This window comes from Akkermansia massiliensis (genome assembly GCF_018847375.1).
GTDB classification, from domain to species: Bacteria; Verrucomicrobiota; Verrucomicrobiia; order Verrucomicrobiales; family Akkermansiaceae; genus Akkermansia; species Akkermansia massiliensis.
The window spans coordinates 2692837-2717634 of sequence record NZ_CP072036.1 but is presented as its reverse complement, the minus strand read 5'-3'; the positions used below and the strand labels follow the sequence as shown (position 1 = coordinate 2717634).

At 58.9% G+C, this 24798-nt stretch carries 23 protein-coding genes; 14 read left to right on the top strand and 9 right to left on the bottom strand.

Annotation, left to right across the window (positions count from 1 at the left end; genetic code table 11):
* Positions 1-15 precede the first annotated feature (15 nt).
* Positions 16-162, top strand: coding sequence for a hypothetical protein (locus J5W70_RS11355; RefSeq protein ID WP_180971020.1), 147 nt, complete (start codon positions 16-18; stop codon positions 160-162).
* A 105-nt stretch (positions 163-267) separates the two neighbouring features.
* On the opposite strand, the gene J5W70_RS11350 is transcribed toward J5W70_RS11355, so the two are convergent.
* From J5W70_RS11350 to J5W70_RS11335, 4 genes are all read right to left on the bottom strand, one after another.
* Complete coding sequence (locus J5W70_RS11350) at positions 268-699, bottom strand: VOC family protein (protein ID WP_102722034.1); 432 nt, start codon at positions 697-699, stop codon at positions 268-270.
* Positions 700-831: 132 nt separating this feature from the next.
* The gene (gene icd, locus J5W70_RS11345; RefSeq protein WP_022398334.1) at positions 832-2079 is read right to left on the bottom strand and encodes an NADP-dependent isocitrate dehydrogenase; all 1248 of its coding nucleotides are present in this window, start codon (positions 2077-2079) and stop codon (positions 832-834) included.
* Between the two features lie 111 nt (positions 2080-2190).
* On the bottom strand, positions 2191-2886 hold the full coding sequence (locus J5W70_RS11340) for a DUF4230 domain-containing protein (RefSeq protein ID WP_022398333.1): 696 nt from the start codon (positions 2884-2886) through the stop codon (positions 2191-2193).
* Positions 2887-2909: 23 nt separating this feature from the next.
* Positions 2910-3197, bottom strand: a complete 288-nt coding sequence (locus J5W70_RS11335; RefSeq protein ID WP_022398332.1) for a YkvA family protein — start codon at positions 3195-3197, stop codon at positions 2910-2912.
* Between the two features lie 902 nt (positions 3198-4099).
* On the opposite strand from J5W70_RS11335, the gene J5W70_RS11330 reads away from it, so the two are divergent.
* The 4 genes from J5W70_RS11330 (at position 4100) to tmk (ending at position 7198) form a co-directional block, all read left to right on the top strand.
* Complete coding sequence (locus J5W70_RS11330; protein ID WP_215837067.1) at positions 4100-4492, top strand: hypothetical protein; 393 nt, start codon at positions 4100-4102, stop codon at positions 4490-4492.
* Positions 4493-4503: 11 nt separating this feature from the next.
* Entirely contained in the window at positions 4504-4998 is a 495-nt protein-coding gene (locus J5W70_RS11325) for a GNAT family N-acetyltransferase (protein WP_022398329.1), read from the top strand.
* Between the two features lie 212 nt (positions 4999-5210).
* The gene (locus tag J5W70_RS11320) at positions 5211-6581 is read left to right on the top strand and encodes an MBL fold metallo-hydrolase (protein WP_180971021.1); all 1371 of its coding nucleotides are present in this window, start codon (positions 5211-5213) and stop codon (positions 6579-6581) included.
* Positions 6578-7198, top strand: a complete 621-nt coding sequence (tmk, locus tag J5W70_RS11315) for a dTMP kinase (protein WP_022398327.1) — start codon at positions 6578-6580, stop codon at positions 7196-7198. The genes J5W70_RS11320 and tmk overlap by 4 nt, the downstream gene beginning before the upstream one ends.
* 42 nt (positions 7199-7240) lie before the next feature.
* Here tmk and queC read toward each other — a convergent pair whose 3' ends face one another.
* The 3 genes from queC to J5W70_RS11300 are packed head-to-tail and all read right to left on the bottom strand — an operon-like array spanning position 7241 to position 10836.
* Positions 7241-7933, bottom strand: a complete 693-nt coding sequence (gene queC, locus J5W70_RS11310; protein WP_022398326.1) for a 7-cyano-7-deazaguanine synthase QueC — start codon at positions 7931-7933, stop codon at positions 7241-7243.
* An 8-nt stretch (positions 7934-7941) separates the two neighbouring features.
* The gene (gene queF, locus J5W70_RS11305) at positions 7942-8349 is read right to left on the bottom strand and encodes a preQ(1) synthase (protein ID WP_022398325.1); all 408 of its coding nucleotides are present in this window, start codon (positions 8347-8349) and stop codon (positions 7942-7944) included.
* A 30-nt stretch (positions 8350-8379) separates the two neighbouring features.
* Entirely contained in the window at positions 8380-10836 is a 2457-nt protein-coding gene (locus J5W70_RS11300; protein ID WP_022398324.1) for a mechanosensitive ion channel family protein, read from the bottom strand.
* Between the two features lie 211 nt (positions 10837-11047).
* Between J5W70_RS11300 and J5W70_RS11295 the strand changes: the two genes are divergently transcribed.
* Entirely contained in the window at positions 11048-12370 is a 1323-nt protein-coding gene (locus J5W70_RS11295; protein ID WP_102730966.1) for an amidohydrolase family protein, read from the top strand.
* Between the two features lie 66 nt (positions 12371-12436).
* Here J5W70_RS11295 and gltX read toward each other — a convergent pair whose 3' ends face one another.
* Positions 12437-13738: a glutamate--tRNA ligase gene (gltX, locus tag J5W70_RS11290; protein WP_102726407.1), complete on the bottom strand. Its 1302-nt coding sequence runs from the start codon at positions 13736-13738 to the stop codon at positions 12437-12439.
* 163 nt (positions 13739-13901) lie between these two features.
* On the opposite strand from gltX, the gene tatC reads away from it, so the two are divergent.
* The 8 genes from tatC (at position 13902) to J5W70_RS11250 (ending at position 23533) form a co-directional block, all read left to right on the top strand.
* On the top strand, positions 13902-15050 hold the full coding sequence (gene tatC, locus J5W70_RS11285) for a twin-arginine translocase subunit TatC (RefSeq protein WP_022398321.1): 1149 nt from the start codon (positions 13902-13904) through the stop codon (positions 15048-15050).
* 24 nt (positions 15051-15074) lie between these two features.
* Positions 15075-15911: an undecaprenyl-diphosphate phosphatase gene (locus tag J5W70_RS11280; RefSeq protein WP_022398320.1), complete on the top strand. Its 837-nt coding sequence runs from the start codon at positions 15075-15077 to the stop codon at positions 15909-15911.
* 136 nt (positions 15912-16047) lie between these two features.
* Positions 16048-17616: a VIT domain-containing protein gene (locus tag J5W70_RS11275; RefSeq protein WP_215841917.1), complete on the top strand. Its 1569-nt coding sequence runs from the start codon at positions 16048-16050 to the stop codon at positions 17614-17616.
* Positions 17516-18334: a hypothetical protein gene (locus J5W70_RS11270; RefSeq protein ID WP_215841954.1), complete on the top strand. Its 819-nt coding sequence runs from the start codon at positions 17516-17518 to the stop codon at positions 18332-18334. Before J5W70_RS11275 ends, J5W70_RS11270 begins: the two co-directional genes overlap by 101 nt.
* A 24-nt stretch (positions 18335-18358) precedes the next feature.
* Complete coding sequence (locus J5W70_RS11265) at positions 18359-20296, top strand: vWA domain-containing protein (RefSeq protein ID WP_022398318.1); 1938 nt, start codon at positions 18359-18361, stop codon at positions 20294-20296.
* Positions 20297-20400: 104 nt separating this feature from the next.
* On the top strand, positions 20401-21090 hold the full coding sequence (locus J5W70_RS11260; RefSeq protein ID WP_022398317.1) for a response regulator transcription factor: 690 nt from the start codon (positions 20401-20403) through the stop codon (positions 21088-21090).
* A complete protein-coding gene (locus J5W70_RS11255) occupies positions 21087-23150 on the top strand; it encodes a sensor histidine kinase (protein ID WP_102730424.1) in 2064 nt (687 codons plus the stop codon). Before J5W70_RS11260 ends, J5W70_RS11255 begins: the two co-directional genes overlap by 4 nt.
* A gap of 107 nt (positions 23151-23257) precedes the next feature.
* The gene (locus tag J5W70_RS11250) at positions 23258-23533 is read left to right on the top strand and encodes a zinc ribbon domain-containing protein (RefSeq protein WP_102722048.1); all 276 of its coding nucleotides are present in this window, start codon (positions 23258-23260) and stop codon (positions 23531-23533) included.
* A gap of 277 nt (positions 23534-23810) precedes the next feature.
* Here J5W70_RS11250 and J5W70_RS11245 read toward each other — a convergent pair whose 3' ends face one another.
* The gene (locus J5W70_RS11245) at positions 23811-24683 is read right to left on the bottom strand and encodes a hypothetical protein (RefSeq protein WP_022398313.1); all 873 of its coding nucleotides are present in this window, start codon (positions 24681-24683) and stop codon (positions 23811-23813) included.
* Positions 24684-24798: the final 115 nt, after the last annotated feature.

Below are 24798 nucleotides of genomic sequence, written 5' to 3'. Positions count from 1 at the left end.
ATACGGCCCATGGACATGGTTTCCGTCCTAGTGGAAGAACTTGCCGGAGGCTCCGCGGAACCTTCCCCCGCCGCTTTGCCTTCCCGGAAATCCCGGGAAGCGGCGCCTGAACGGACCGTTCCGCCGGAACCCTGCGAACTGACGGAAAAGGGGTGCGTCTGAATGAAAAGAGTTTCCGTGACGGACTGACGCCGTTTCCCAGGAAACATGACGGGGCTGCCGCACCATATCCAAGTGCGGCAGCCCTTTTATTTAAATAGTTCCGGCTTACAGGACGAGCATGTCCCGGTCGTCAAATTCATCGTTCGGTCCCCAGGCAACTTCCCAGTAATAGCCGTCCGGGTCCGCAAAATAGCCATGGAAGCCGCCCCAGAAAACATCCTGGGGTTCCTTGACGATCCTGGCTCCCGCGTTCCGCGCCAGTTCAATGACTTCAACTACCTCCTCCTTCGTTTTTGCATTATAGGCAAGCGTAATTCCTCCGAACCCGGCGCCGATGGGCGGAGGATTCTCTCCGTTGATGTCCTTTGCCAGCAAATCCAGCGGATACAGCTCCAGTTTGGTGCCGGGAGTGCTGAAAAAGACGACGTCCGGATGGTCGCCCGTCTCATCCGTTTTAAAACCGAGTCCGTCACGGTAAAATTGCAGGGCCTTCTTCATGTCCCTGACTCCAAGGCAGACGATGTTCATTCTGTTCATGTTCTTCTTCATGGGATGGTATTTGAAATGTTTGATGGAGATGGCCCGGATATCGGTTCCTCTGCAAAAAAAGGGCTGCCCTCCGCACCGTGTACCGGGAAGGCAGCCGGATGAAAGTGGCCGGGGAAAAGGTCAGCTCAGGGCTTCCACCAGCTTGTCGCCGTAGGCGGAGCAGGAAAGCTCCGTGGAACCGGGAATCATTTCCGCGAGGTCGAACGTGACCGTTTTTGCGGAAATCACTTGGTCAATGGCCTGAATCAGCAGGTCTGCCGCTTCCGTCCAGCCCATGTAGCGCAGCATCATTTCCGCGGACAGGATGACGGAGCTGGGGTTGGCCTTGTCCAGTCCGGCCAGTTTGGGCCCGGTGCCGTGCGTGGCTTCAAAAATGGAATGGCCCGTCAGGTAATTGATGTTGCCGCCGGGCGCGATGCCGATGCCGCCTACCTGCGCCGCCAGGGCGTCGGAAATATAGTCCCCGTTCAGGTTCAGCGTGGCAACCACGTCGAAATTCTCCGGATGAAGCAGGATTTCCTGAAGGAAGGCGTCCGCAATGCAATCCTTGATCACGATTCCATTGGGAAGTTCCAGCCAGGGGCCGTCTCCGATGGGCTGGGCACCGTATTCCCGGCTCGCGACGTCGTACCCCCAGTCGCGGAAGCCGCCTTCCGTGAACTTCATGATATTGCCCTTGTGAACCAGCGTGACGCTCTTGCGGCCGTTCTCCACGGCGTAATCAATGGCGGCGCGCACCAGGCGCTCCGTGCCTTCACGGGAAACGGGCTTGATGCCGAATCCAGAGCTCTCCGGGAAGCGCACCTTCTTCATGCGGTCCGGGAAGATGCGGCTCATGGTGTCGAAAAACAGTTTGGCGTCCTCGGATCCCTCCTTGAATTCGATGCCGGCGTAAATGTCTTCCGTATTCTCGCGGAAAACGACCATGTCCACCTTTTCCGGAGCCTTCACGGGAGTTTCAATGCCGTTGAAATAGCGCACGGGACGCAGGCAGACGAACAGGTCCAGATCCTGACGCAGCGTAACGTTCAGGCTGCGGATGCCGCCGCCCACGGGGGTGGTGAGGGGGCCCTTGATGCCGACCAGGTAGGTCCGGAAGGCTTCCACCGTCTCATTCGGGAGCCAGGTACCCAGGTTGTCAAAGGACTTCTGCCCGGCAAAAACTTCATACCAGGCAATGGAACGCTTGCCCTGGTAAGCTTTCTTCACGGCCGCGTCAATCACCCGGGAAGCCGCCGCCCAGATTTCAGGCCCGGTTCCGTCACCGATGATGAAGGGAATGATGGGCCTGTCCGGAACGCAAAGCCTGCCGTTCTGCATGGTGACGGCTGCGCCGTCCGTGGGAGGGGTGAATGTTAAATTTGCCATGACGTGCGTTCCTTTATAGGAGCCAGCCCGTTTTGGCAAGATAAAAGAACGGAATGGGGAAGTGCGCATCATGGAGCTCTTGATGGCCCCGGGCCTCTCGTACGGGCAGTATCAGAACCAGCGGTCCTTTCCGGGCGGTTCTTCCGGCTGTCCGGCTTCTTCCCGGAGGCGGCGCAGGAAATTTTCTTCCGCCTGGCGTATCAAGCCGTTCTCCATGATGTGCTTCCGGGCGCTTTCGTTCAACTGGTTGACGGCAATGGCGGCGTCTTCGGAAGTCAGCCTGTTCCAGATGCCGGCGTCATCCCTCACGATTCTGAGGGAGCCCTCCACCATCTCGCAGGAAACCAGCTTTCCGTGAAGCCCCTCCGCGGTAATGGGGCCTTTGTTCCCTGCGGGAATGATAACCCGGAGCGGCTCGGGTCCCTCCAGGTCAATGCCTCCGTGGGCGCGGTAGGCCGCTTTCAGGATCAGCGTCTTTTTACTCCACCACCACGTGGTGGAATACCGGTATTCATACTCGAACGTCCGTTCCACGGTCACCAGGTTGGCTACCTTCTCGTCCTTCTGCACGATCAGGGCCACGCCGCCGTGGTCGGAGGAAAACCCTTTGTTGATCAGGGTGAGGCCTACCTCCCTGCCTGCTTCAATCAACTTTTCCGCCACCTCCATCGGTTTTTCCACCGGGGCGGTGATGCAGGACCGCACGCCCCAGAACAGCATGGCCAGGGCCCCGATCAGGACGGCGCCTTTAACCAGAACGACGACAGCAGGGGAATGCAGGAAGGAGGATGGGGGGGTATCACTCATGAAACGTTGTACGGGACGGGAACTCAGGGTTCCGGGTCTTCATGGGAACCGTCCTTCTTGAGGGGAGGCATGAACAGGGCCAGGAATGTGAAGGCGATGACGGTCAGGTCGTCTATCTGGCCTACTCCGGGAATGAAATCCGGAATCAGGTCAATGGGGGAAAAGGCATAAAGAGCCGTCAGCACCAGGAGAACAAGCTTGCGTTTGGTGAAAAGGCGCGGTTCTCCTTCCCGGCTGCGGAAATAATTGATGGCCCTGGTCAGGAATTGCTGCCTGGACCCGTTGGGTGGAATGGGAAGCTTGTTTTTCATGGGGCTGCAAGGGTGAAGTTGCGGGAAATGGAAAAGGAACGCTCCGTTACGGGGAGAAAAGGCATGAATGCAGGCAGGAGAAGATGATACCGCCTATGATAACGAGCGCCACAATCATGGCCTCCCGGCTATTTGTCTGGGAAGCAACATAGAGCAGGGAACGCCTGTAATCGTCTTTGATGGGTGGCTTTTCTTTCATCAGGGAGCTTTTCTGAAATTATCTCATGCGCTTCCGGCTGCGTCCAGAGCAATTCCCGGATGCCGCTGGGAGTATGTGTCCTGCCGTTTAAAAGAGAGTGGAACGTTTACGGCAAATACGTTATATGGGAGAACCTTCTTTCCAGAATATCCCTTCATGACATTCAAACCGGCAGAGGGGAAAGAGAATCAGGCACCAAATAGATGCCGGAAGGAAGAAACGGTATGGCGTGCCGACAAGAGAACGCGGCAGGGAAATGGCTCCATGGGGAATTGCTTCCGTTTCTCCGAATCTTGTTGCACTCCCTTTTGCGATGTGCTGGAATCGTCTGATGAACAAGTGGTTTTTGTTTTCTCTGTGCATGTTGTTCGGTGCAGTGCTAGGTGAAGCCGAAAGTTCTCCCCCTGATAGCGGCAGGGAGCAGGTTGATTCTTCCGTCTGGATCAATGATGAATCACCCCATTTGGCTCCCGTTTATTTTACAGGAGTCATGCACAAGCGGAGCAGGTGGGAAATCGATATTATTTCCCTCAACAGTCATGAATTGCCGGAACCGATGACCGTGGCTTTGGAAAAGAAGCCTGCGGGGTTCACTTCTTCTGCAGGAGGCACGCCCTGCTGCGGGATTATTCCGCTCCTGATCCCCTCCGGAGCGGAAGAAGAACCCCGGCGGTGGCGTGATGCGGGAGCTTCTCCCTCTCTGGTGAAGGAAAACACCCCCCAGGCTCTTTCCCTTTTGCAGGAATCAGTTTTACAAAGCTACCAGCATCAAATTATTAAATCCATAAAAATGACCATCGGCATCCTTGAACGGATGACGGATGAAAAACAGGCGCTGGCGCTGGAAAAGAGCTGGGCTTATGAAATTATAGATTATACTTTCTGGATATTGCTGGAGGGAAGCGTTCCCTTCGATGCAAGAATGGCTTATGTCCAACGTAATCCGGACGTCCTGAAGCAATCGCAGAAGGAGTCGGACGCCTATTGTGAAAGGGTTCGCATTCTCCGGAGCAAGCCGTGGAGCGGCAAATTGCGCCTGTTGCAGGATAAAAATGAAAATCTTCCGGCGGGGGTTCCCAGTTGCCTTAATCCTTAATTATTTTGTTCATGAACCATGGAAACATTGAATTCAGGAAAGTAAGCGGCTTTAAGCGGGGAACATTGTTTGAATTACTGTCGGACGCCTATTCCTTTGACGAGAGGTGGGAGGATTGCTGCGCTTCCGACTGGAAGGAGTTTGATCATTTTTTCTTTGATAACCCGCAGATTGCTGACCAATACGGTTTTATAACTGTCTTGAATGGCAAAGCCGTCGGGCTGGCGTCGTGGGACCCGAGGAAGATGCCCGAATACGTGGAGATAGGGCACAACTGCATTATCTCCTCCTGCAAGGGCCATGGGTATGGCAGGATGCAGCTCCGGGAGGCGCTTCAAAGAATCGTGAAAAGGGGAGCGAAAAGAATCATCGTCACCACGAATGCCCGCTCGGTTCCCGCCCGGCGAATGTATGAAGGCGCAGGTTTTAAGATTTGCGGGAAAAGGAGGAATGAAAGCCGTACCGGGTTTTTCGGGGATTACATTGATTATGAAATGATGCTGTAAGGGAAAGAGCGCAGCATGAAAGGAGAGGGGGAAATTTTTCCTTGCCGTTTCCCAAGCCCGGGCGGCGATGTCAGGAAGCTGAGCGCAGGGTTCATGGAGAGTGGAAGAGGCTGCCTTTCCCGCTTGCCTGCGGTCATTTTCTCCCAGCCTGGGCGAACATGAAGGCGGCATTGACACGGCGGGGGGCAGGGGGTACTCTCCTGCGGCATATAATGATCAGTTTTACGAATATCAGCGGGGCCGAGGAGATTGGAGCCAATTGCTATTTGCTTGAAATGGACGGCACCCGGATCGTGCTTGACAGCGGGATGCACCCCAAGAGGGAGGGGATGGCGGCCATGCCGGATTTTGATTCCATGGAGCCCAATTCCGTGGAAGCCGTTTTTTTAAGCCATTCCCACCTGGACCACCTGGGAACGCTGCCCGTGCTTCAGGAGAAGCAGCCTGCGGCGGAAGTATTCATGACGCCCGCCGCAGCCGCCCTGTCTGAAGTGATGCTGCACAATTCCGTGAATGTGATGAGCGCCAAGAGGCTGGACCTGGGCATTGTGGAGTATCCCTTTTTCACCCATAACGATCTGGACAGGCTGAGCGACGCCTGGCATGCCAAGTCCTGCAACGAGGTGTTCCGCGTGGGCTTCCGCCAGAACGTGCTGGCCACGTTTTACGATGCCGGCCACATTCTGGGGTCCGCGGGCGTGATGCTGGAAGGCGAGAGCGGCCATACGGTGTTTTATACGGGGGACGTGCAGTTTGAGGACCAGAGCATGATTCCCGGAGCGGATTTCCCGGAATCCGGCGTGGATACGCTGATTATGGAGTGCACGCGCGGCGGCTTCCAGCGCAGCGCCCATTATTCCCGCCCGGAGGAGATGGTGCGGTTCGGGAAGGCGATTGCGGAGACGCTGGAACGCGGCGGCGCCGTGCTGATTCCGGTATTCGCCATCGGCAAGAGCCAGGAGATGCTGTTCAATATCCACCGTTTCAAGCAGCAGGGGGTGATTCCCGCCAATACGCCCGTGTACTTCGGCGGGTTGAGCGCGAAAGTTTCCCTGCTTTATGACCGTTTTGCCGGGCTGACCCGCAGGCACGACCATGAGTTCAAGCTGAAGGAGGAAATAAAGACCGTGCCCCTGCCGCGCAAGGGAAAAGCCCCGCTGGTGTGTTCCCCCGGGAATATTTACGTGGTTTCCAGCGGCATGATGACGGAGAACACGCTCTCCAACGTGATGGCGGAGCAGGTTCTTCCGCATGAGAAAAACGCCATTCTTTTTGTAGGGTATGCGGACCCGGATTCCCCCGCGGGCCGGCTGCGGGCCGCGCAGGAGGGGGATCTGGTGAAGATGCGGCCCAACGGGCAGCCCGTGCGCCGCAATTGCACGGTGGATTGTTTTGACTTTTCCGGGCACGCCACCCGTGACGCCCTGGTCAATTATGCCGTGAAGCTGAATCCCAGGCAGGTGGTTCTGGTGCACGGTGATCCGGATGCCGTGGAGTGGATGCACGATACGCTGTCCGCCAGAATGCCGGGTTCCACCATCATCGCTCCCGTTCCGGGCCAGCGTTATACGTTTGAGTCATGAGTTTTACCGGAGAGAGAAAAGGCCGCCTGATCGTCTTTGAAGGCATAGACGGCACGGGCAAGTCCACCCACATCGGCCAGTTGCGGAAGTATCTGGAGGGGAAGGGGCTGGAAGTGGTGCAGAGCTTTGAGCCCACGCGCGGGCCGTGGGGCCGGATGTTGCGGGATTCCGCCGTGACGGGGCGCCTTTCCGTAGAGGATGAGGTAGAATTATTCCTGAAAGACAGGCGGGAGCATGTGGAGACGCTGATCGCCCCTGCGCTGGCGCGCGGCGCGTGGGTGTTGCTGGACCGCTATTACCTTTCCATGATGGCTTACCAGGGCGCGCGTGGGGTGGATACTTCCGTCATCCGCGCCGCCAATGAAGAGTTTGCCCCGGTGCCGGACGCCGTGGTCTGGCTGGATATTCCCGTTTCCGTGGCTCTGGAACGCATCGGGAGCCGCGGAGAACGCGATGCCTTTGAGACGGAAGCGGGCCTGACGGCCTGCCGCAACGTGTTCGCCTCCATCCATGAACCCTGGATGCTCCGCGTGGACGCGGACGCCGGGAAGGAGGAAGTGGCGGCAAGAGTGCGGAAGGCCCTTTCCGGGAATTTTCCCGAAGTGATTAGTGAATAGGCGTATTCCACTGGCCGGAGGCCGGGAATTTTCCCTTAATATTTAATCCCCGGTATTTGGTCGCTGCGCCGCAGGCGCATAAACCGTCGGGTCCGGGATTCCGGCTTCCCTGAAGGCTTCCCGGCGCTCCACGCAGGTGGAGCAGGCGCCGCAGTGGACGGGACCGCCCTTGTAGCAGGAGTAGGTGCGGGAGAAGTCCACGCCCAGTTCATGGCCCATGGCGGCGATGCCGCCCTTGGACGTGCGGATGAAGGGACGCAGGATGCCCAGCCCGGCATAGGTCCCCAGGCGGACGGCCTCCGTCATGGCGGCCATGAATTCCTCCCGGCAGTCCGGGTAAATGCTGTGGTCCCCGGAATGGGCGGCAATGACAAGCTGCTGCGCTCCGCAGCTTTCCGCCACCCCGGCCGCGATGGACAGGAAGATGCCGTTGCGGAAGGGGACGACGGTCTGCTTCATCAGCTCCTCGTCATAGGAGCCGTCCGGGATGTCGTCCGCGCCGGAGAGGAGGGCGGATTTCAAATGGGTGGAGATGGGGGAGATGTCAATCACGCGGTGCTCTATGCCCAGGCTGGCGGCCTGCCAGGCGGCGCATTCCAGCTCCCGTTCCGCGTGGTTGGAGGCGTAGTCAAAGCTGAGGGCCACCCGCACGCGGTGGTTCCGGTGCGCCCAGTGCAGGGCTACGCTGGAGTCCAGCCCCCCGCTGAGCAGTACGGCGGTTTCCGTCTTATCCATGGCGCGCGTCAGAGGGGGCGGTTTTCCGGGTTGTGCTCCGCCATGGCGGTCAGCTGGATGCCGCCGCGGGGGGAGAAACGGCCTTCTACTTTCAGCCACCGCGGGGAGATGGCGGCTGCCAGGTCATCCGTGATGCGGTTGACGATCTGTTCGTTGAAGGCCGGGTAGTTGCGGTAGGAGGCCAGGTAGTATTTGAGGGATTTGGTTTCCACGCACTTTTCATCCGGAACGTAGGTGATCGTCAGATGGCAGGAGTCCGGCTGCCCGGTGACGGGGCAGAGGGAGGAGAATTCATGGGTGTCCAGCGTGATGGTGTAGGGACGCGTGCCGCGGTTGGGGAAGGATTCCAGCTTGGCGTCGTCAGGGCTGGTGAAGAAGGAGCTTTGTGAGCCGAGTAGAGTCAGAGGTTCGGACATGGATGGTTGATGTTGTGTTGTAGTGGAAATTCAGTTTTCCTGCGCGGCGGCGTCTTTTTCCTGAACGGGTTCCCTGCCGGGGAATTCTTTCACGTACAGGTCCTGCTGGGGGAAGGGGATGGAGATGCCGTGCTCGTTGAACGCATTATAGATGTGTTCCCGCACGGAGGAAAGGCTGGAGGCCTTCGTCATGACGGGAACCCAGACCCATACGCCCAGATTGACGGAGCTGTCCCCGAAGCTGTCCAGCACCACGCTGGTTTTTTTCACCTTGGAAAGGAAGGGCAGGGAGGACAGCGTTTCCAGAACGATTTGGCGCGCCCGCTCCACGTCCGTTCCGTAGGAGATGCCCACTTCCACCTTGGAGCATTCGAACTTGTGGTTGCGGGTCATGTTGCGGAAGTTCTTGTTGAAGAGCTGGGAGTTCTGGAAGGCGATGATGGAGCCGTCCAGCGTTTCAATCATGGTGGAGCGGTAGCCCAGGGAGGAGACGCGGCCCCGGTAGCCGTCGCATTCGATCATGTCCCCCTGCCGCAGGCGCCCCAGCATCAGGGACAGGCCGCTGATGATGTTTTCAATGGTGTCTTTCAGGGCGAAGCCGATGCCCATGCTCAAGCCGCCCATGACCATCAGCAGCCCGTTGTAGTTGGCGTTCATGATGATGAGAGCCGTGAAGACGAAGAGCCCCCACAGGAACAGGGAGGAAAGCGTCACGAAGGTGGGGATGATGCCCACTTCATAGTCTTCCCCATAGACTTCATGCAGGGTGTTTTTACCGATGAAGATCAGGTAGTTGAGCACAATGGCAATCAGGATGACCGTGATGACGTGGCTCCAGCTGAAGGTGAGCAGGTCCTTGATTTCCGTGGTGGCGAAGATTTTGTTGATGATGAGGTCCCCCATGTCGAAGGTGGCGGCGGGCCAGATGATGCTGAACAGGATGAGGAAGATGGTCAGGCAGGGGAGCACCAGCTTGGAGACGAAGGGGCGGAACCACAGGATCGCCTGCTTGTTCCGTTCCTTCCGGCGGTTTTCATAGTGGTGGAGCAGGTTCCACAGCCCCACCAGGAGCAGGATGCTGGTCATCAGCATGATCCACGTCATCAGCACCAGGAAGGCCATGAAGCTGAACCCGGCCCAGCACAGGCCGCTGCCCAGGATGGTGAGCACCAGGGAGACGGTGGCGAAGAAGCGGTCCAGACGGGGAAGCTTGTGCCGCTGCCGCACCCAGGTCAGCAGGGAGAAGAGGGAAACCAGCGTGAACAGGACGGGCATGGAAATGTCCACGATGATGTTGGGTGCCATGAACATGCGCAGCAGCATGAAGAAGCCGCCCAGGAGCAGATAGGGCATGTAGATGCGGATGCCGGAGTTAATGGTGCCGTAGGGGAGGCGCGTCACCAGGGAGAACAGGATGGCGCTGACCAGCAGGAGGAATTCCGCGCCCAGGGAGGCCGCGCTTTTCAGCAGGTAGTCCGGCGTGCGCATGGAGGCGATGACGAGGACGAGCGCCACGATGAGGATAGTGGTGACGTTGGTGAAGGCGTGGCGCTTGTTGTAGTGGCCCGCCTTTTCCAGCGTTTTCTTGAAGCCCAGGAAGACGATGAGGCGGGAAAGGCAGTAGGAGCACAGGACGATGCCCAGCAGGATGAGCCCGTAGTGCTTGAGCGTTTCCGGGTCCGACGGGAGCTGGAGCTTGCTGTCTGCGGACGTTTCCCAGGCCCCCATGCAAATTTCATACGTCTTGAGCGGCTTGAGGAAGATGTACCGGGCCGCGTTGGACGGCGTGTAGAATACCCGGTTGAAGAGGGAGGTGAACAGCTTGCCGCTTTCATTGTTCAGGGCGTCTATCTTGCCGCCCAGGCTGTTGAAGAGCTCCTTGAGGTAGCTGATCTGCTCCTTTTCCTTGAGCAGGGATTCTTCCAGGGTGCGGCAGGTGTACAGGGCCTCGTCCCTCTGCACCAGGGAGGGTTCCGACAGGTTGTCCGTGTTGACTTCCTCCAGGGATTCCGCCAGTTTTTTGATGCGCCCTATTTCCTTGTCCAGCCGTTCCTCCTGTCCCTGGAAGTCCGGCCTTTGGGCGTAATACGTCTTGACCAGGCTGGTGGCGGCCTTGCAGTAAAAGGCCAGCGTGAAGATTTTCTGATCGTCCAGGGCGTAAAGCACGGCGGACATTTCATACACCCTGGTGTCAAAGTAATTGTAGGTGGCGTCCGCCTCCTTCACCAGCGCCTCCCGGATGGCCATCCTTTTTTCCTCATTCTTTTTCAGGATGGTGATTTCATGGCACAGGGCCATGATGACGGTGTCCATTTCCGAGTGGTCAGGCTCCGCCTGGGGCTGCTCGGGGGCTGGTTCCTGCACCTGTTCCGGAACGGCGGCAGGCGCGCCCTCCTGCTGTGCCGCAGCATGGCCCGCGGCCAGCACACCTGCCAGGAGGAAGGCGGCGCAGCAGCGGAAAAACGTCCGGTAATCAGGGATGCTCATGAACGGTTCCAGTTCTAGGGGCTGGGGGCATCACGGTCAAGGTTATATTCCCCCGCTGCCTGAGACGGCTTTGCGGTGGGAAGGCGCGCGCTTTCCGGCGCATCATCCGGCCACTTTTTTCAGAAACCGGCATTCCCTGCCCGGCGGGTGGCCCTTATTGATTTCATGATTGATTTTTTAACGGAATATTGGGTAATATATAAATAATTTCATGAATTGTATGAAGGAGCCGGAAATTTTAACCATAGACGCCCACTGCCATTTGTTCAACCACGAGGTCCTTTCCTGGAGGCTCCTGGTGGATTTCATCCTTTCCCGCATGCGTCCACGGGGAACGCGGGCGCGTCTGGAAACGGCGGGAGGCATCAGCGAGTTGAAGAGGATCATCCGTTTTTTCAAGACGGGCTTGATGGATACGGAGAATATTTACGGCAAGCTGCTGGCGGAGGGCGGCTGCAATACCGTCGTGCCGCTGATGTTTGACCTGGATTACTGCATGAAGGGCGCCGGTGGGGCTGACGGGCTCCGGCGGCGGAAGGCCTGCAAGAGGAATGTAAAAAGGGAGGCGCGGAAGGAATGGGCCGTGCTCCGGAAGGAGCTTGATGAGCTGGCGGAACAGACCGGGAGGGGGGACAGGAGGGAAATCGGGGAGATGAAGCAGGCGCTCCGCCGCCTGTCCAAAAAGACGGAACGGCTTCCCCTGGGGAAACGGGATGCGTTCCGGATGCAGGAAGAAGAACTGCTCAAACTGGCGGCGGCGCATCCCGGCCGCGTGCTTCCGTTTTACGTGGTGGACCCCCGCCGCCCCGGCAACTGGCTGCATGGTCCGGACGGGACGATTGACATTTCCCCCCTGACGGACAGGCTGCTTCCGGAATTGGGAGGGAAGGGCGGTTTTTACGGCTTCAAGCTGTACTGCCCCAACGGCTATTCCCCTACGGACCCGGCGCTGATGGCCCTGTACGAGTATTGTGAACGGCACGGGGTTCCGCTGACGGCCCATTGCTCCGGCGGCGGTTTTGCCAGTTTTTCCCCTTCCATCACGGTGCACGGCCACGTTTACCGGAATGGAGAGGTTGTTCCGCATGACGGCGTTCTGGAATTCAGGCACTACCGCCTGACGGACAAGCTCCGGGTGAAGGAGAAGGCGGAACTCCTGAACCATCCCCGGCTGTGGGAGAAGGTGATGGAGGCTTTTCCGCGCCTCCGGCTGAACCTGGCCCACTTCGGCTGCCAGGACGAGGGCACGGAGTGGACAGAACTGATTTACGGCATGATGGAGAAGTTCCCCGGCCTTCATACGGATTTGTCCTGCATCACGGAGACGGCGAAGCTCAGGGAGATGCGGGAGTACTTTATCAAGGCCCCGGAACAGGTGCGCCGCAAATTCCTGTTCGGGAGCGATTTTTATCTGAACCTTCTTTTTCTGGACGGGATGAAGGAGTACATGGAGAACTTCCGGAATACGTTTACGGAGCAGGAAAGGCAGGAGCTGATGACGGCCAATCCCTCCGCATTTCTGGGATTGTCCTGACGGAAACGGGAAACGCTCCGGAGAATATCCGGAGCGTTTGAAAGGAAGACTGTGTTCCTGCGGGAATCAGTTCAGGGAGAAGGAACGGATCCTTTTCACGGATTCCTCCCGGCCCAGCAGGGAGAAGACGGAGGAGAGGTCCGGGCCGCCGCTCAGTCCGGTGAGGGCCACGCGGGCGGGGAACATGACGGCTCCCATTTTCACGCCGTTTTCCTTGGCAAAGGCTTTCAGCACGCCGATGAGTTCATGGCCGTCCCATTCTGGCTCCCGCTCCAGCCTGTCCGCCAGTTTGGAAAGCAGTTCCAGGGCTTCCGGCTGGACCTTGGCAACGGCTTCCGGGTCCATGCCCAGGTCAAAGAAGAAACGGATTTTGTCCGGCACCTCCGCCAGCGTCTGCACCTTCGTCTGCACGGTGGCGATGGCGGCGTCCAGAATCGGGGAGTCCGGCAGTCCGGCATTCAGGCAGAAGGGGCGCGCCCTGGCCGTGAATTCCTCCGGAGCCAGCGCAATGATATGCTGCTGGTTGACCCAGCGGCACTTGGTGATGTCAAATTTGGCGGCGGAATGGTTGACGGCTTCCAGGGAGAAGCGTTCAATGAGCTCCTGCGGGGAGAAGATTTCCGTGTCGTCCTTGGGGGACCAGCCCAGCAGGGCCAGGAAGTTCATCACGCCTTCCGGCAGGAAGCCTTCTTCCGGATACGCGCCCAGGGCCGCGCCTACGTCGCGCTTGGACATCTTGGAGCCGTCCTGGTTCAGGATCAGCGGCATGTGGGCGAAGACCGGGGGAGTGACGCCGAAGGCCTCAAACAGCTGGATGTGCTTGGGCGTGTTCATGATGTGGTCTTCCCCGCGGATGACGTGGGTCATCTTCATTTCAATGTCGTCCACCACGTTGACGAAGTGGAAGATGTAGGAGCCGTCCGCCCGGCGGATGGCCATGTCCGGCGTGTTGGAAGCGTCCCGGTAGTCAATGGTGATGTCTCCGCAGATCAGGTCATGGAAGGTGACGGGCTTGGAGCGGTCAAAGCGGAAGCGCCATGCGCCGTCGTCCTCGTACACGCGTCCGGCATCCTGGAGCTTCTTGAAATAGGCGTCGTAAATATCGTTGCGCTGGCTCTGGAAGTAGGGGCCGCAGTCGCCGCCCTTCATGGGGCCTTCATCCCAGTCCAGGCCCAGCCATTCCATGCCGGTGAAGATTGCGCGGGTGGCTTCCTCCGTGTTGCGGGCGTTGTCCGTATCCTCAATGCGGAGAATGAAGGTGCCCCCCATCTTGCGGGCGAACAGCCAGTTGAACAGGGCGGTGCGGGCGCCGCCGATGTGGAGGTAGCCCGTGGGGGAAGGTGCGAATCTTGTTCTGACGTGACTCATGATGGGTAAGAGAGTAAGGGCCAGCCTGCCCGCGTCAAGCAGATACAGGGGGTGCATGCCAAAAAACGGGGCGGCGGCGGCGGGGAGGGGCAACGGGCTTTTTTTAGCGCGTTGTCGGCCTTGCGGCTTGCCTGGAAGGGGCTTTTAGGCTTCATTTAACGCCGTGTTCTTTTTAAAGCACATATTCCGTCTGCGGGAGAAGTGGCAGATTCAGAGGGATGATGAGGAAAAGCCCTTTCTGGAGCATCTGGATGACCTGCGGACCATGCTGCTGAGGATGGCGCTGTGCCTGACCGTCAGCACGATTCTGTGCGCCGGGTTTGCGTCCAATCTGATGGACATCCTGAGGCGTCCCGTCAACCAGGTGTGGGACATGTTTGAGGAATCCCACCTGCCCGCGGGAATAGGCCTGGAGGCATGGGGGAAGGCCAAGGAAATGGCTACGGCCATGACGAGCCTGGACGACTCCCAGAAGAAATTGCTTCTGCGGCAGGTTTCCCCGTCCCAGGGGGATTTGACGGAGGCCGCCCTGGTGCTCCGCGGCGCGCAGCCCCTGCCGGAGGACAGGAAGAAGATTTTTATCAGGGACGGCAGCCCCACCTCCTCCGTGCGGGAGCTGGCGGAGGCCCTGGATGCCAAGGAAGCCATTCTGACGGACGGCACCGGGCGGGGCGCCCTCAAGATGATGAGCGCGTTCCAGCCGGGGGAGGCGTTCATGCTGACCATCAAGCTTTCCCTGTATGCCGGGGTGGTGATCTCCTTCCCGCTGCTGCTGTACTTCCTGCTGCAATTCATTATTCCCGGACTGCTGGAGCATGAACGCAGGCTGCTGTACAAGTGCATGGCGATCGGCTTCGGGCTGTTCCTGGCGGGCACGCTGTTCTGCTACTTCATCGTGCTTCCCAGGGTGCTGACGTTCTTCTACACGTATTCCCTGGAATTCGGCATTTCCAATGAATGGCGCATCGGCTACTACCTGTCCTTCGCCACGCAGATGATCCTGATGTTCGGCCTGGCGTTTGAACTGCCCGTGGTGGTGATGCCTTTCGTCAAGCTGGGCGTGCTGACCTACGACATGATGAAGGCCACGCGCCGCTACGCCATTGTGGCGATCGCCATCCTGGCCGCGGTCATCACCCCCACGCCGGACGTAGCCACCATGATGCTGATGGCCGTTCCCATGTATGCGCTGTATGAAATATGCATTATCCTGGCCTGGATGCATGAGCGCAAGGAGGCCGCCCGCGCCCGGGAGGAAGTCGCCCGGTTTGAAGAAGACTTTGACAACAACAATTCTCCCTACAACCAGTAAATACATCCAACCCGCGCCATTATCATGAATCTCCTGGAAATCATCATCCTGGGCATTGTGGAAGGCCTGACCGAGTACCTGCCGGTCAGCTCCACGGGGCACCTGCTCCTGACGGAATCCCTGCTGAACATGTCCCAGAGCAAGGAGGCTCTGGACGCCCTGGCCGTCTGCATCCAGGGCGGGGCCATCCTGGCGGTGCTGAGCCTGTATTTTCCGCGGGTGAAGGCCATGGCGCAGGGCGTGCGCGGCAATAATCCCGCCGGGCTGAAACTGCTGGTCAACCTCATTCTGGCCTTCCTCCCCGCCGCCGTGGTGGGTCTGTGTTGCGCCTCCCTGATCAAGGAATACCTGTTCAACACCTACACGGTGGCTTATTCCTGGATTGTGGGCGGCGGCGTGATTCTGGCGTACTGCGCCTGGCGCGCCAGGGAAGGCCGTTCCAATGAAGGGAACTCCGGAGCCTCCATTGAGAGCCTGACCCCGGCCAGGGCGCTGACGGTGGGCGCTCTCCAGTGCGTCGCCATGATTCCCGGCACCAGCCGGAGCCTGATGACCATGCTGGGCGGCATGTTCGTGGGGCTGAGCGTGGAGGCGGCCGTGGAATTCAGCTTCCTGCTGGGGCTGATTACCCTGGGCGCGGCCACCGTCCATGATGCGTACAAGGACGGGGCGCTGATGCTGGAATCCTTCGGGTGGGAAGCCCTGGCCGTGGGAACGGTGGTGAGCTGGCTGTCCGCATGGCTGGCCGTAAAGTGGATGGTTTCCTACCTGCAAAAGCACAGTTTTGCCGTATTCGGCTGGTACCGCATCGCCATAGGCATCGTGACCCTGGTGCTCCTGTCCATGGGGCTGATGCATTAAAAAACGTTCTCCGGCAGTTGAATGCCGGAGGCCGACTAGGCGGCCTTTTTTATTATTTTCCGCGGCAGGGAAAGGTTCTTTGAAAATGTAACCTGATTGTAACACACGGGATTGATTTTTCAGGCATCATGGGGACATGAACATCACGTGGTGCCTGATAGCCGTATGGGCGGGAATAGCCGGACTGGCGCATTCCCAGGAAATCCGCGACGAGCTGGGTGCCCGGAATATCATTCTGCCGCAGAGGCGCGTGATTCTTCCGGCGGACCGGACGGTCCGGCAGCCGGTCACGATGGAAAAGGTGAATGCCCGCATCCTGGTGAACGGACGCTCCGCCGTGACCACCCTGGAGCTGGATGTGCGGAATAACGGTTCTTCCCCCGCGGAGGCTGAGCTGCTGCTGCCCGTTCCGGAGGGCGTGGTGGTGAAAGGTTTTTATTATGGGGACGGAAAAGCGGAGTGGAAGGCCTCCCTGATGCCAGCGGACGAGGCGCGGCGCCTGTATGACCGCATTGTGGCGCGCAGAAAGGATCCGGCCCTGCTGGAATTTGCGGGGTTCGGGGCCATCCGGTCCAGCGTGTTTCCGGTTCCGCCCAGGTCTTCCGTAAAGCTGGGGATTGTTTACGAACAACTGCTGACCCCTGTGGAGGGGCGTCTGGATTACGTGCTCCCCAGAACGGAAGCTCTTTCCGGGGATGCTCCGTGGACGGTGAGGGTGGAGCTCGCTTCCGGAAAGGACGGTCCGGGCAACATCTTCACTCCCTCCCATCAGATGGAGCGCCATCAGCTGGAGAATGGAACCGTGGTTCTGACCCTGGCGGAGGAAAGGATGAACCCGGGCCCTTTCCGCCTGTCATGGCTGGAGGCGCGCGGGAAGAAAGGAGAAGCTTCTTCCGGGCCGGAAGCCAGCGTTTACGCCTCTCCTGACGCCTCCGGCGGGAAAAACGGCTATTTTCTGGCGATGGTGGGCAAGGATGTCCGCCCCGGTGAACACTCCATTCTCCGGGAAGTCACGCTGGTGCTGGACAGGTCCGGGAGCATGCGCGGGAACAAGCTCGCCAGCGTGAAGGAGGCGGCCAAGCAGATCGTTTCCGGCCTGAATCCCGGAGAACGGTTCAATATCATCACTTATAATGAAGGCGTCAATTTATTTGAAGCGGCCCCGGTGGAAAAAAATGGCGCGTCGGAAAAAGCGGCCCATGCATGGCTGGATGCCGTCGTGGCGCGTGGGGGCACCAACATGCACGAGGCGCTGGCCGCCGCCTTGAGCCAGCCTTCCCACGAGGGGATGCTCCCCGTGGTGCTTTTCCTGACGGACGGCCTTCCCACGATCGGCCGCACTTCGGAAAAATCCATTGCGGCCCTGGCGGGGGAAGGAAACAGGGCGGAAAGGCGCATTTTCACCATCGGGGTGGGGGAGGACGTCAACGCCCCCCCTGCTGAGGCGCATGGCGGAGATTTCCGGGGGGCTACCGTGCTACATCCTTTCCGGGGAGAATCTGGAGGTCAAGCTCTCGCAGGTATTCCGGCAGTTATACGGCCCCGTCTTCCGGAAGGTGCGCTATACCGTCTGCTCCCCGGACGGCAGGGAACAGCCGGGAAGGGTGCAGGACGCCATACCCTCCGGGGTTCTTCCGGACATTTATTCCGGCAATCCCGCCGTTCTGGCCGGGAGGTACATAGGTACGGAACCTTTCCTGATTAAGGGTACCTGCCTGGACCGGGATAACAGGGAGCAGGCTTTTGCCATTACCGTGGATCCGCAGCGCATCGCCAGCATGAAGGATGATTTTGTAGCCCGGCTGTGGGCCGCGCGCAAGATAGGCAGTCTGGAAACCGCTCTGATGGATATGGGCGGCAGCTCCCCCGGCACGGAAGCGCTGAGGTCCAATTCCAAAACGGCGGAATTGGTGGAGGAAATCATGCGGCTTTCACGGGACTTCGGGATCATGAGCTCGGCAGCCTCCTTTTTTGCCGATGAAGGCAGTTCCGGCCCATGGCGGCGGGATCATGCCTCCATGGGGAGCAGGGGGAACCTGGAGGGGAAGGTGATGGAGGAATTGCGCGAAGGGCTGGGCGCCATTGCCCTGCAGGAAAATGCCGTAGCCAAGAAGCGGGAACTGACCCTCAACAAGTACAACATCCAGATGGACCGGGAGGGCCGTGCCGTGGCCTTTGACAATACGGCCCAGATTGCCCAGAACGGATATTTCAACAGAAACGGAGTCTGGATGGAAAGCACGGTTCTTGCCATGCCGGACGCGGGCCGCGCCGTGAAGACGGTCCAGGTGGGCACGCCGGAATATGCCGACGTGGCGAACAGGCTCATTCAGTCCAACCGCCAGGGGCTGTTGGCTCTGGATGGCTCCGTCATGATTCTCCTGGATGGAGAAACCGTACTGATGCAAAACAGTTTTCCATAAACAAACAACTAGTAATCAACAATCATGAACCGTATCATCGCATGTACTGCATTAGGGTTGCTGGGCGCAGGATCATTCTGCGCCCAGGCCGAACCCACTCCCGTTCCAACGGACGGCAAGCCTGTTCCGGAAGGAAAGGCCAGATACTCCGTCACCCCGGGACTGGAGGGGGAAAAACAGGACGCTAAAACCGGAACCGTCTTGGTTACGGTGAAAAGCGTGGACGCGGAAAAATCCGCATCAGCCGTGACCGTGACCACCACCGGAAACGGGGTTGTCCTGACGAAGGCCGTGAACGCCGGTCCGGAGAAAGCCATGGGAGCGCGGAATGCCGCCTATTCCGTCACTATGGTGAAAGGAACTGCTCCGGGGGAAATGGAAATCCGTGTGACGCCGCGTGCGGAAGGAGCTTCTTCCGGAATTTCAGCCGTTCCGCCGCAGGAAGGGGTGTTCATCACCAGGAAGGCGGCAAGCCTTCCCGGCGGTTCCGGGAAGGAAGGTATTTTCCGTATCAAGCCAAGCGCGGTTGAACCGGTCAGAGAAGCGGCCTATTCCATCAAAACGGAAGGGAGCGGCTCCGAAAAGCTGACCATAAGCGTGGCTCCCGGTCTGGAAAAAACTTCTTCCGGAGGGGCGGCCGTTCCTGCAAAAGGGGATGTGGTCGTTACCCGGGCTGTCGTGACGGGGAATGCCAAAGGGGTGAAAGACGCCGCCTATTCCGTCACTGTTGCGAACGGAACGGCTCCCGGAGAGGCGGAGATCAGCGTAACGCCGGAGCAGGAGGAGGCTTCCTCCGGAACTCCTGCGGCTCCCGTCCAGGGCGCCGCGGAAAAAGATGACCGCGCCGTCGTTCAGATTGCCCTGTTGCTGGATACCTCCAGCAGCATGAACGGCCTCATCGACCAGGCGCGCACTTATTTGTGGAAGATTGTCAATGACATGACGCTGGCCCGCCAGAACGGCAAATTGCCCGATATCCGGCTTGCCCTGTATGAGTATGGAAACGACGGGCTGTCCTCCAGGGACGCCTGGATACGCCAGGTGCTTCCGTTCACGGATGACCTGGACAAGGTCTCCGAGGAATTGTTCAAGCTGAAAACCTACGGCGGCACGGAATGCTGCGGAGCCGTCATTGACCGGGCCGTGAAGGAGTTAAAATGGAATACGGATGATCCCCATGCGCTGAAGCTGGTCTTCATCGCCGGCAATGAACCCTTCAACCAGGGCAGCGTGCCGTATGCGGAAGCGATTGCGCGCGGGCTGGAGAGGGGCATTACCGTCAATACCATTCATTGCGGCAATGCCGGAGACTCGGATACGCGCCTGTGGAAGGACGGAGCCAAAAAGGGGGACGGCAGCTTTCTCAACATTGACCACAACGCGGCTCCCCCGGACCCGGAAACGCCCTTTGACGGAGAACTTGCCAAGTTGAGTTCCTCCCTGAATGCGACTTACCTGGCTTACGGTTCACCGGAAGTTCAGGCTGAAAGGCTGAGCAAGCAGGAACGCCAGGATACGCTGGCGCTGAAACTGTCGCCTGCGGCTGCCGTAGGGCGGGCCAGCGCCAAGGCGAACAAGGCGGCGTACTCCAATACTTCATGGGACCTGGTGGATTTTTATGACCGGAACGGAGTCCAGGCGCTGGGAGATTTGGGGACTGCCGGGCAGCTCCCCAAGGAACTGGAAGGTAAAACCGCGGAGGAAGTGGAAGCCATCGTGAAAAAGAAGGCGGAGGAGCGCGGAGCCCTGCAGAAGAAGGTAAAGGAGCTGGACGCCCGGCGCAATGAATGGCTGGCCAAATGGAAGCAGCAGAGCGCTTCCAGGGACGCCAAACCGAACACCCTGGAGGACGCCATTATCCAGGCTGTCCGGCAGCAGGCCTCCAAAAAGCAGTTTTCCTTTGTTGAAGAGAACGAAACGGAAGGAAAAGATTCCCCTATGAATGATAGAGTGAAGAAATGAGTGCTCCTGCGGGGCTGTCCGGGAGTGCCGGCGGCCCCGCAGAATTTTTCTTCTGAAAAAACCTGTTTTACCGCAACGTTCCTATTTGATAGATTATTCCGCGCATGCACCGCTACCGCATTCTGGTCGTAGAAGACGATCATGCCATTAGAAACGGCCTGGCGGACGCCCTGGCGGTGTCCGGCTATGACGTTTTGTCCGCCAGGGACGGTTATGAAGCCATGGAGATGATTCATGCAGAGGAGTATGACCTGGCCCTGCTGGATGTAGTCCTGCCCGGAGCGAACGGTTTTGAACTGCTGAAACGCATCAGGGAAGACCGCTCCACCGTTCCGGTGCTGATGCTCACCGCCAAGGGCGCGGAGGCGGACAAGGTGAAGGGGCTGAAGCTGGGGGCGGACGATTATGTGGTGAAGCCCTTCAGCCTGCTGGAAGTGCTGGCCAGGATAGAGGCCGTGCTGAGGCGGTCCCCGGAAAGGCCCAGCGCCGTCAACCGCGTCATGCTGCCGGAGGGGCATCTGGATTTTGCCGCCCGCGCCCTGGTTCTGGGGGAGGAGCGGGTGGTGCTGACCACCAAGGAATTTGACCTGGCGCGCCATCTGGCGGCCAATGCCGGAAGAATCATCACCCGTGAGGAAATCCTGGCGAGGGTCTGGAAGATGGACCCCCGGCTGGTGGAAACGCGGAGCATTGACACCACGATCGCCCGCCTGCGGGAAAAAATGGGGAAAAGGAACTCCGCCGTCATCCGCACCCTGAGAGGGCGGGGATATGTTTGGGAGGACGGAGCATGAGCAGCCGTTTTTCCTTCCATTTGCTGTTGTGGTCCTGCCTGCTGATTCTGCTGGGGGTGATGGGATGGCTCAGCCATTCCATGCTGGATGCGGAGAAGCGCAGGCTGGCGGAAACGCACCAGATCCGCCTGGTGGAGCAGAGCCGCCTGGCCCTGTGGCGCATGGATTCCCTGCTGGCCTCCATGATCGCAGGGGAGAACAACCGTTCTCCCGGAGAATATTTCCAGGGGAACGCGCTGGCGGAAGTCCGCAAGGAGGAAGGTGCGATGCCGGATTTGTCCGGCTTTGCCAAGCTGTATTTCCAGATAGACCCGCGGGGAAACGTTTCCTCTCCCCAGAAGGACAGGGAACGGCTGGAATATGTCCTGCAACTGGGAAGATCCGGCTGGGGCAGCCGTGTGGTGGATGCCATGAAGAATTTGCCGAGGCCTGCCTCCATCTCCGCGGGGAATGCCGTGCAGCCGGAGACCGCCCCCCCTGCGGAAGAAGCGGTACAGGTGACTTCCGTCGCCATCATGGATGGAAGGGAGCAGCAGAAGAACGGCTTGCAGCAGGAGCTGGCAGTGGAAAGCAGGAAGGCTTTCCAGCAGGGAATGGAAGACTACAACATGCGTAAAAACCTTTCCAACAGCCAGCAGGAGTACAATGTCAGCGTCAAGGTGAAAAAGAAAGCCATGGAGCCTCCCCGGCGGGCAAAGAAGGAGATTGCGGATTCGGGACGGCTGGTCGTTTCAGGGGAGGTGAATGGCATGGAAAGTCCGGAAGGGGATTGCCTGGATGTGGCTGGTTCCTTGAAAAGGACCGGGAAAAAATTGGAAAGCGGGGCCGGCGATATTGCGGCTCTCCTGGATATGGGTGCCGCGGCATTGACTCTGGACGGGAAGATGGTCCAGTTTGATGTTCATGAACAAAAGGCGAATCCGGTTCCGGTAAAGGAAAGCCTGGCGGAAATGTCCGTCACCCGCCGTGACGGGTTCGCCAAAACTCCGGAAAGTTACAGGGAGTTCTCCATTTCCTCCCTCCAGCCCAGATGGCAGCAGGGGAAGGAATGTTTCCTGACGCGCCGCATCTCGGACCACGGCCAGGTATGGGTGCAGGGAATCTGGCTGGACTGGGGCAAGTTATCCGCCTACCTGCTGGAGTCCGTAGCCGATATTTTGCCGGAGGCCACCCTGTCTCCCGCCGACGGGCGGGAGGAAAGCTATCTGACCCTGGCCGGAATTCCCGCCATGCTGAATCCGGGCAATCTTCCCTCCATGCCCGCCAATTCCCTGCGGACGGTCTGGAATTCCATGGCGATGGCGTGGTTTTGCGGGCTTCTGGCCCTGTGCGGGGTCATTGGCTTCATGATCGGCCTCATCCGCCTGAGCGAACGCCGCGCCGTATTCGTTTCCGCCGTGACGCATGAACTAAGGACGCCTCTGACTACGTTCAACATGTACACGGAAATGCTTTCTTCCGGACTGGTTCCCAAGGGCAGGGAAATGGCCTATGTGGATATTCTGAAAAATGAGGCGGGCAGGCTGACGCACCTGGTGGACAACGTATTGAGCTACGCGCGGGTGGAGAAAAATTCGGTCTCCCTCCAGCCGGAAAAAATTCCGGTGACGGACCTCGCCTCCGCCGTCATTGCCCGCATCTCCCCCCGGCTGGCCGCCGCGGGCATGGACTCCCAGCTTTACGTGGCTCCGGAGCTGCAAGCGGAGGCCGTGACTGCGGACATGACCGCCGTGGAGCAGATCGTGTACAATCTGGCGGACAACGCCGCCAAATACGCATGTTTTGACGGCAGCGTCCTGAAGGTGGAACTGGCACGGGAAAAGCGTTTTCTGGTCATCCGTGTGGAGGATGAAGGGAAAGGCATTTCCGATTCCCTGAAAGGGAAGCTGTTCCGTCCCTTTTCCAGATCTGCGGAGGAGGCTGCCGGAAAACAGCCGGGCGTGGGGCTGGGGCTGGCTTTATCCCGGGAACTGGCGAGAAGCATGGGCGGAGACTTGTGCCTGGAAGAAAGTTCCCACGGATGCCGCTTTGCCCTCAGGATTCCCCTTTCCAGGGCATGAGGGCACAGGAGGGCCTGTTCCGGAAAAACAAAATTCTTTAAATCAGCCGTCATTCAGGTTTTAATCCTTTCCTCACCCTCTTTATTTTTCAAGAACCATTTCCTTTTATGAATACTCCATTCTGCCAAAGCTGCGGCATGCCTCTGGGAAGCAGGGAAGACTGCGGCACCAACCATGACGGAACCTCCAGTGAGGAATATTGCCGTTATTGCTTTCAGGACGGCGCATTTACGTCAGAATGCACCATGGAGCAGATGATTGAACATTGCGCCCGGTTTGTGGAGGAATTCAACAAGGAGAATGGTTCCTCCTACACGAAAGAGGAAGCCATTGCCCAAATGACCCTGTTTTTTCCCACGCTGAAACGCTGGAAAAAACAATAGAACGTCTTTTCGTTCCATCCCTTATTCACAGGGAAGGGCCTGTCCTTTTCTCCTTTGTTCGCTGGCCGCCTTCTCCCTGCGGTACGGGATGTCCTGGAATGTTTAAAAACCCCCGGGAAGGCGGACGCATATTGTTTAAAGTACCCTTTTTCCTTGTCCGCTTTCGGCTCCCCTGCTGGCCGGAGGCCCGGTTCATAACATGATCCGGGGCTTGTCTTCCTCCGGTTTGCCAGCCTTGCTCGAAACAGCCCCATGGTGAGAACGTTTCAGGGGTGGATTATCTCCTCTGCGGTCCATGGGAGCCTCCGGGGCCGGAAGGCCGTGGTGAGGGAGACGGACGGGACGGCGCAGCCGCAGGAGGCGAAGACGGCCTGCTGGGCGCGCTGGCGGACGGCGGCGGGGAAGAAGGTCTGGAAACGGATGGAGGGCTGCTGGGACGGTTCATGCCCGAATGACCCGGACGGGAGGCGGATGGCCTGGAGGAGAGCGTGGAGGGCCGGTTCCCCTCCGGACGGCTGATGCCCGGACGATGCGTGCTCCCGGAATTGCCGGAGCCGGGGCGGTGGGGATTGTTGACGGACGGGCGGGAGGGCTGTCCCGGCTTTCCGAAGTCCGGCCTGCCGTGGCTGCCGCCGGGCTGGCCTATTCCCGGACGGTTATGGCTGCCGCCCGGATTACTTACGGGAGGACGGTGGGAATTGCCGGGTTTTCCGAAGTCCGGGCGGTGGTTGGGCCTGCCGGGCTGCGGAACCGGCCTGTTGTTGCCCGGGCGGTGGTCCGGACGGAAATGATCCGGCCTGTACTGGGGCTTCATCGGCGGACGCGCCATGGGGCGGCAGTAATGTGGGCGGATGTAGTGCCCGCGGTAATAGGGGGCCGGTCCCCACGTGGGGATGTAGTAATTCGGGCGGATCAGGCTGATGGAATAAATGGGGCTGCCGAACGTGTCATAGGCATAGATGGGCCTGCCTCCGTAATATCCGTAAATGGGATAGCCGGAGTTGTCATACATGTAGGACATGCCGGAGCCGCCGCTGCTGTAGGAGCCTGATACGCTGAAACTGTCATAATAAGGATCATAGCAACTGGACAGGGCGCATCCGAGGGCGGCTGCCAGCAGCGAGTTTTTTAAAATAACGTATGCTTTCATGATGTTGAAACGGGGTGGGTTGTTTTTTCCCTTTGCTTGAAAAGCGGCGGGATAAAAGTACATTTGTTTAAAATTATTTTGCTTGGAAACGGGCTTCCTATTGTCTTAGACTGCA

Bases quoted from the DNA above. Each gene is read 5' to 3' on its own strand.
- J5W70_RS11355 (WP_180971020.1), top strand. From the start codon at position 16: ATGGTTTCCGTCCTAGTGGAAGAACTTGCCGGAGGCTCCGCGGAACCT.
- J5W70_RS11350 (WP_102722034.1), bottom strand. From the start codon at position 699: ATGAACAGAATGAACATCGTCTGCCTTGGAGTCAGGGACATGAAGAAG.
- icd (WP_022398334.1), bottom strand. From the start codon at position 2,079: ATGGCAAATTTAACATTCACCCCTCCCACGGACGGCGCAGCCGTCACC.
- J5W70_RS11340 (WP_022398333.1), bottom strand. From the start codon at position 2,886: ATGAGTGATACCCCCCCATCCTCCTTCCTGCATTCCCCTGCTGTCGTC.
- J5W70_RS11335 (WP_022398332.1), bottom strand. From the start codon at position 3,197: ATGAAAAACAAGCTTCCCATTCCACCCAACGGGTCCAGGCAGCAATTC.
- J5W70_RS11325 (WP_022398329.1), top strand. From the start codon at position 4,504: ATGAACCATGGAAACATTGAATTCAGGAAAGTAAGCGGCTTTAAGCGG.
- J5W70_RS11320 (WP_180971021.1), top strand. From the start codon at position 5,211: ATGATCAGTTTTACGAATATCAGCGGGGCCGAGGAGATTGGAGCCAAT.
- tmk (WP_022398327.1), top strand. From the start codon at position 6,578: ATGAGTTTTACCGGAGAGAGAAAAGGCCGCCTGATCGTCTTTGAAGGC.
- queC (WP_022398326.1), bottom strand. From the start codon at position 7,933: ATGGATAAGACGGAAACCGCCGTACTGCTCAGCGGGGGGCTGGACTCC.
- queF (WP_022398325.1), bottom strand. From the start codon at position 8,349: ATGTCCGAACCTCTGACTCTACTCGGCTCACAAAGCTCCTTCTTCACC.
- J5W70_RS11300 (WP_022398324.1), bottom strand. From the start codon at position 10,836: ATGAGCATCCCTGATTACCGGACGTTTTTCCGCTGCTGCGCCGCCTTC.
- J5W70_RS11295 (WP_102730966.1), top strand. From the start codon at position 11,048: ATGAATTGTATGAAGGAGCCGGAAATTTTAACCATAGACGCCCACTGC.
- gltX (WP_102726407.1), bottom strand. From the start codon at position 13,738: ATGAGTCACGTCAGAACAAGATTCGCACCTTCCCCCACGGGCTACCTC.
- J5W70_RS11280 (WP_022398320.1), top strand. From the start codon at position 15,075: ATGAATCTCCTGGAAATCATCATCCTGGGCATTGTGGAAGGCCTGACC.
- J5W70_RS11275 (WP_215841917.1), top strand. From the start codon at position 16,048: ATGAACATCACGTGGTGCCTGATAGCCGTATGGGCGGGAATAGCCGGA.
- J5W70_RS11265 (WP_022398318.1), top strand. From the start codon at position 18,359: ATGAACCGTATCATCGCATGTACTGCATTAGGGTTGCTGGGCGCAGGA.
- J5W70_RS11260 (WP_022398317.1), top strand. From the start codon at position 20,401: ATGCACCGCTACCGCATTCTGGTCGTAGAAGACGATCATGCCATTAGA.
- J5W70_RS11255 (WP_102730424.1), top strand. From the start codon at position 21,087: ATGAGCAGCCGTTTTTCCTTCCATTTGCTGTTGTGGTCCTGCCTGCTG.
- J5W70_RS11250 (WP_102722048.1), top strand. From the start codon at position 23,258: ATGAATACTCCATTCTGCCAAAGCTGCGGCATGCCTCTGGGAAGCAGG.
- J5W70_RS11245 (WP_022398313.1), bottom strand. From the start codon at position 24,683: ATGAAAGCATACGTTATTTTAAAAAACTCGCTGCTGGCAGCCGCCCTC.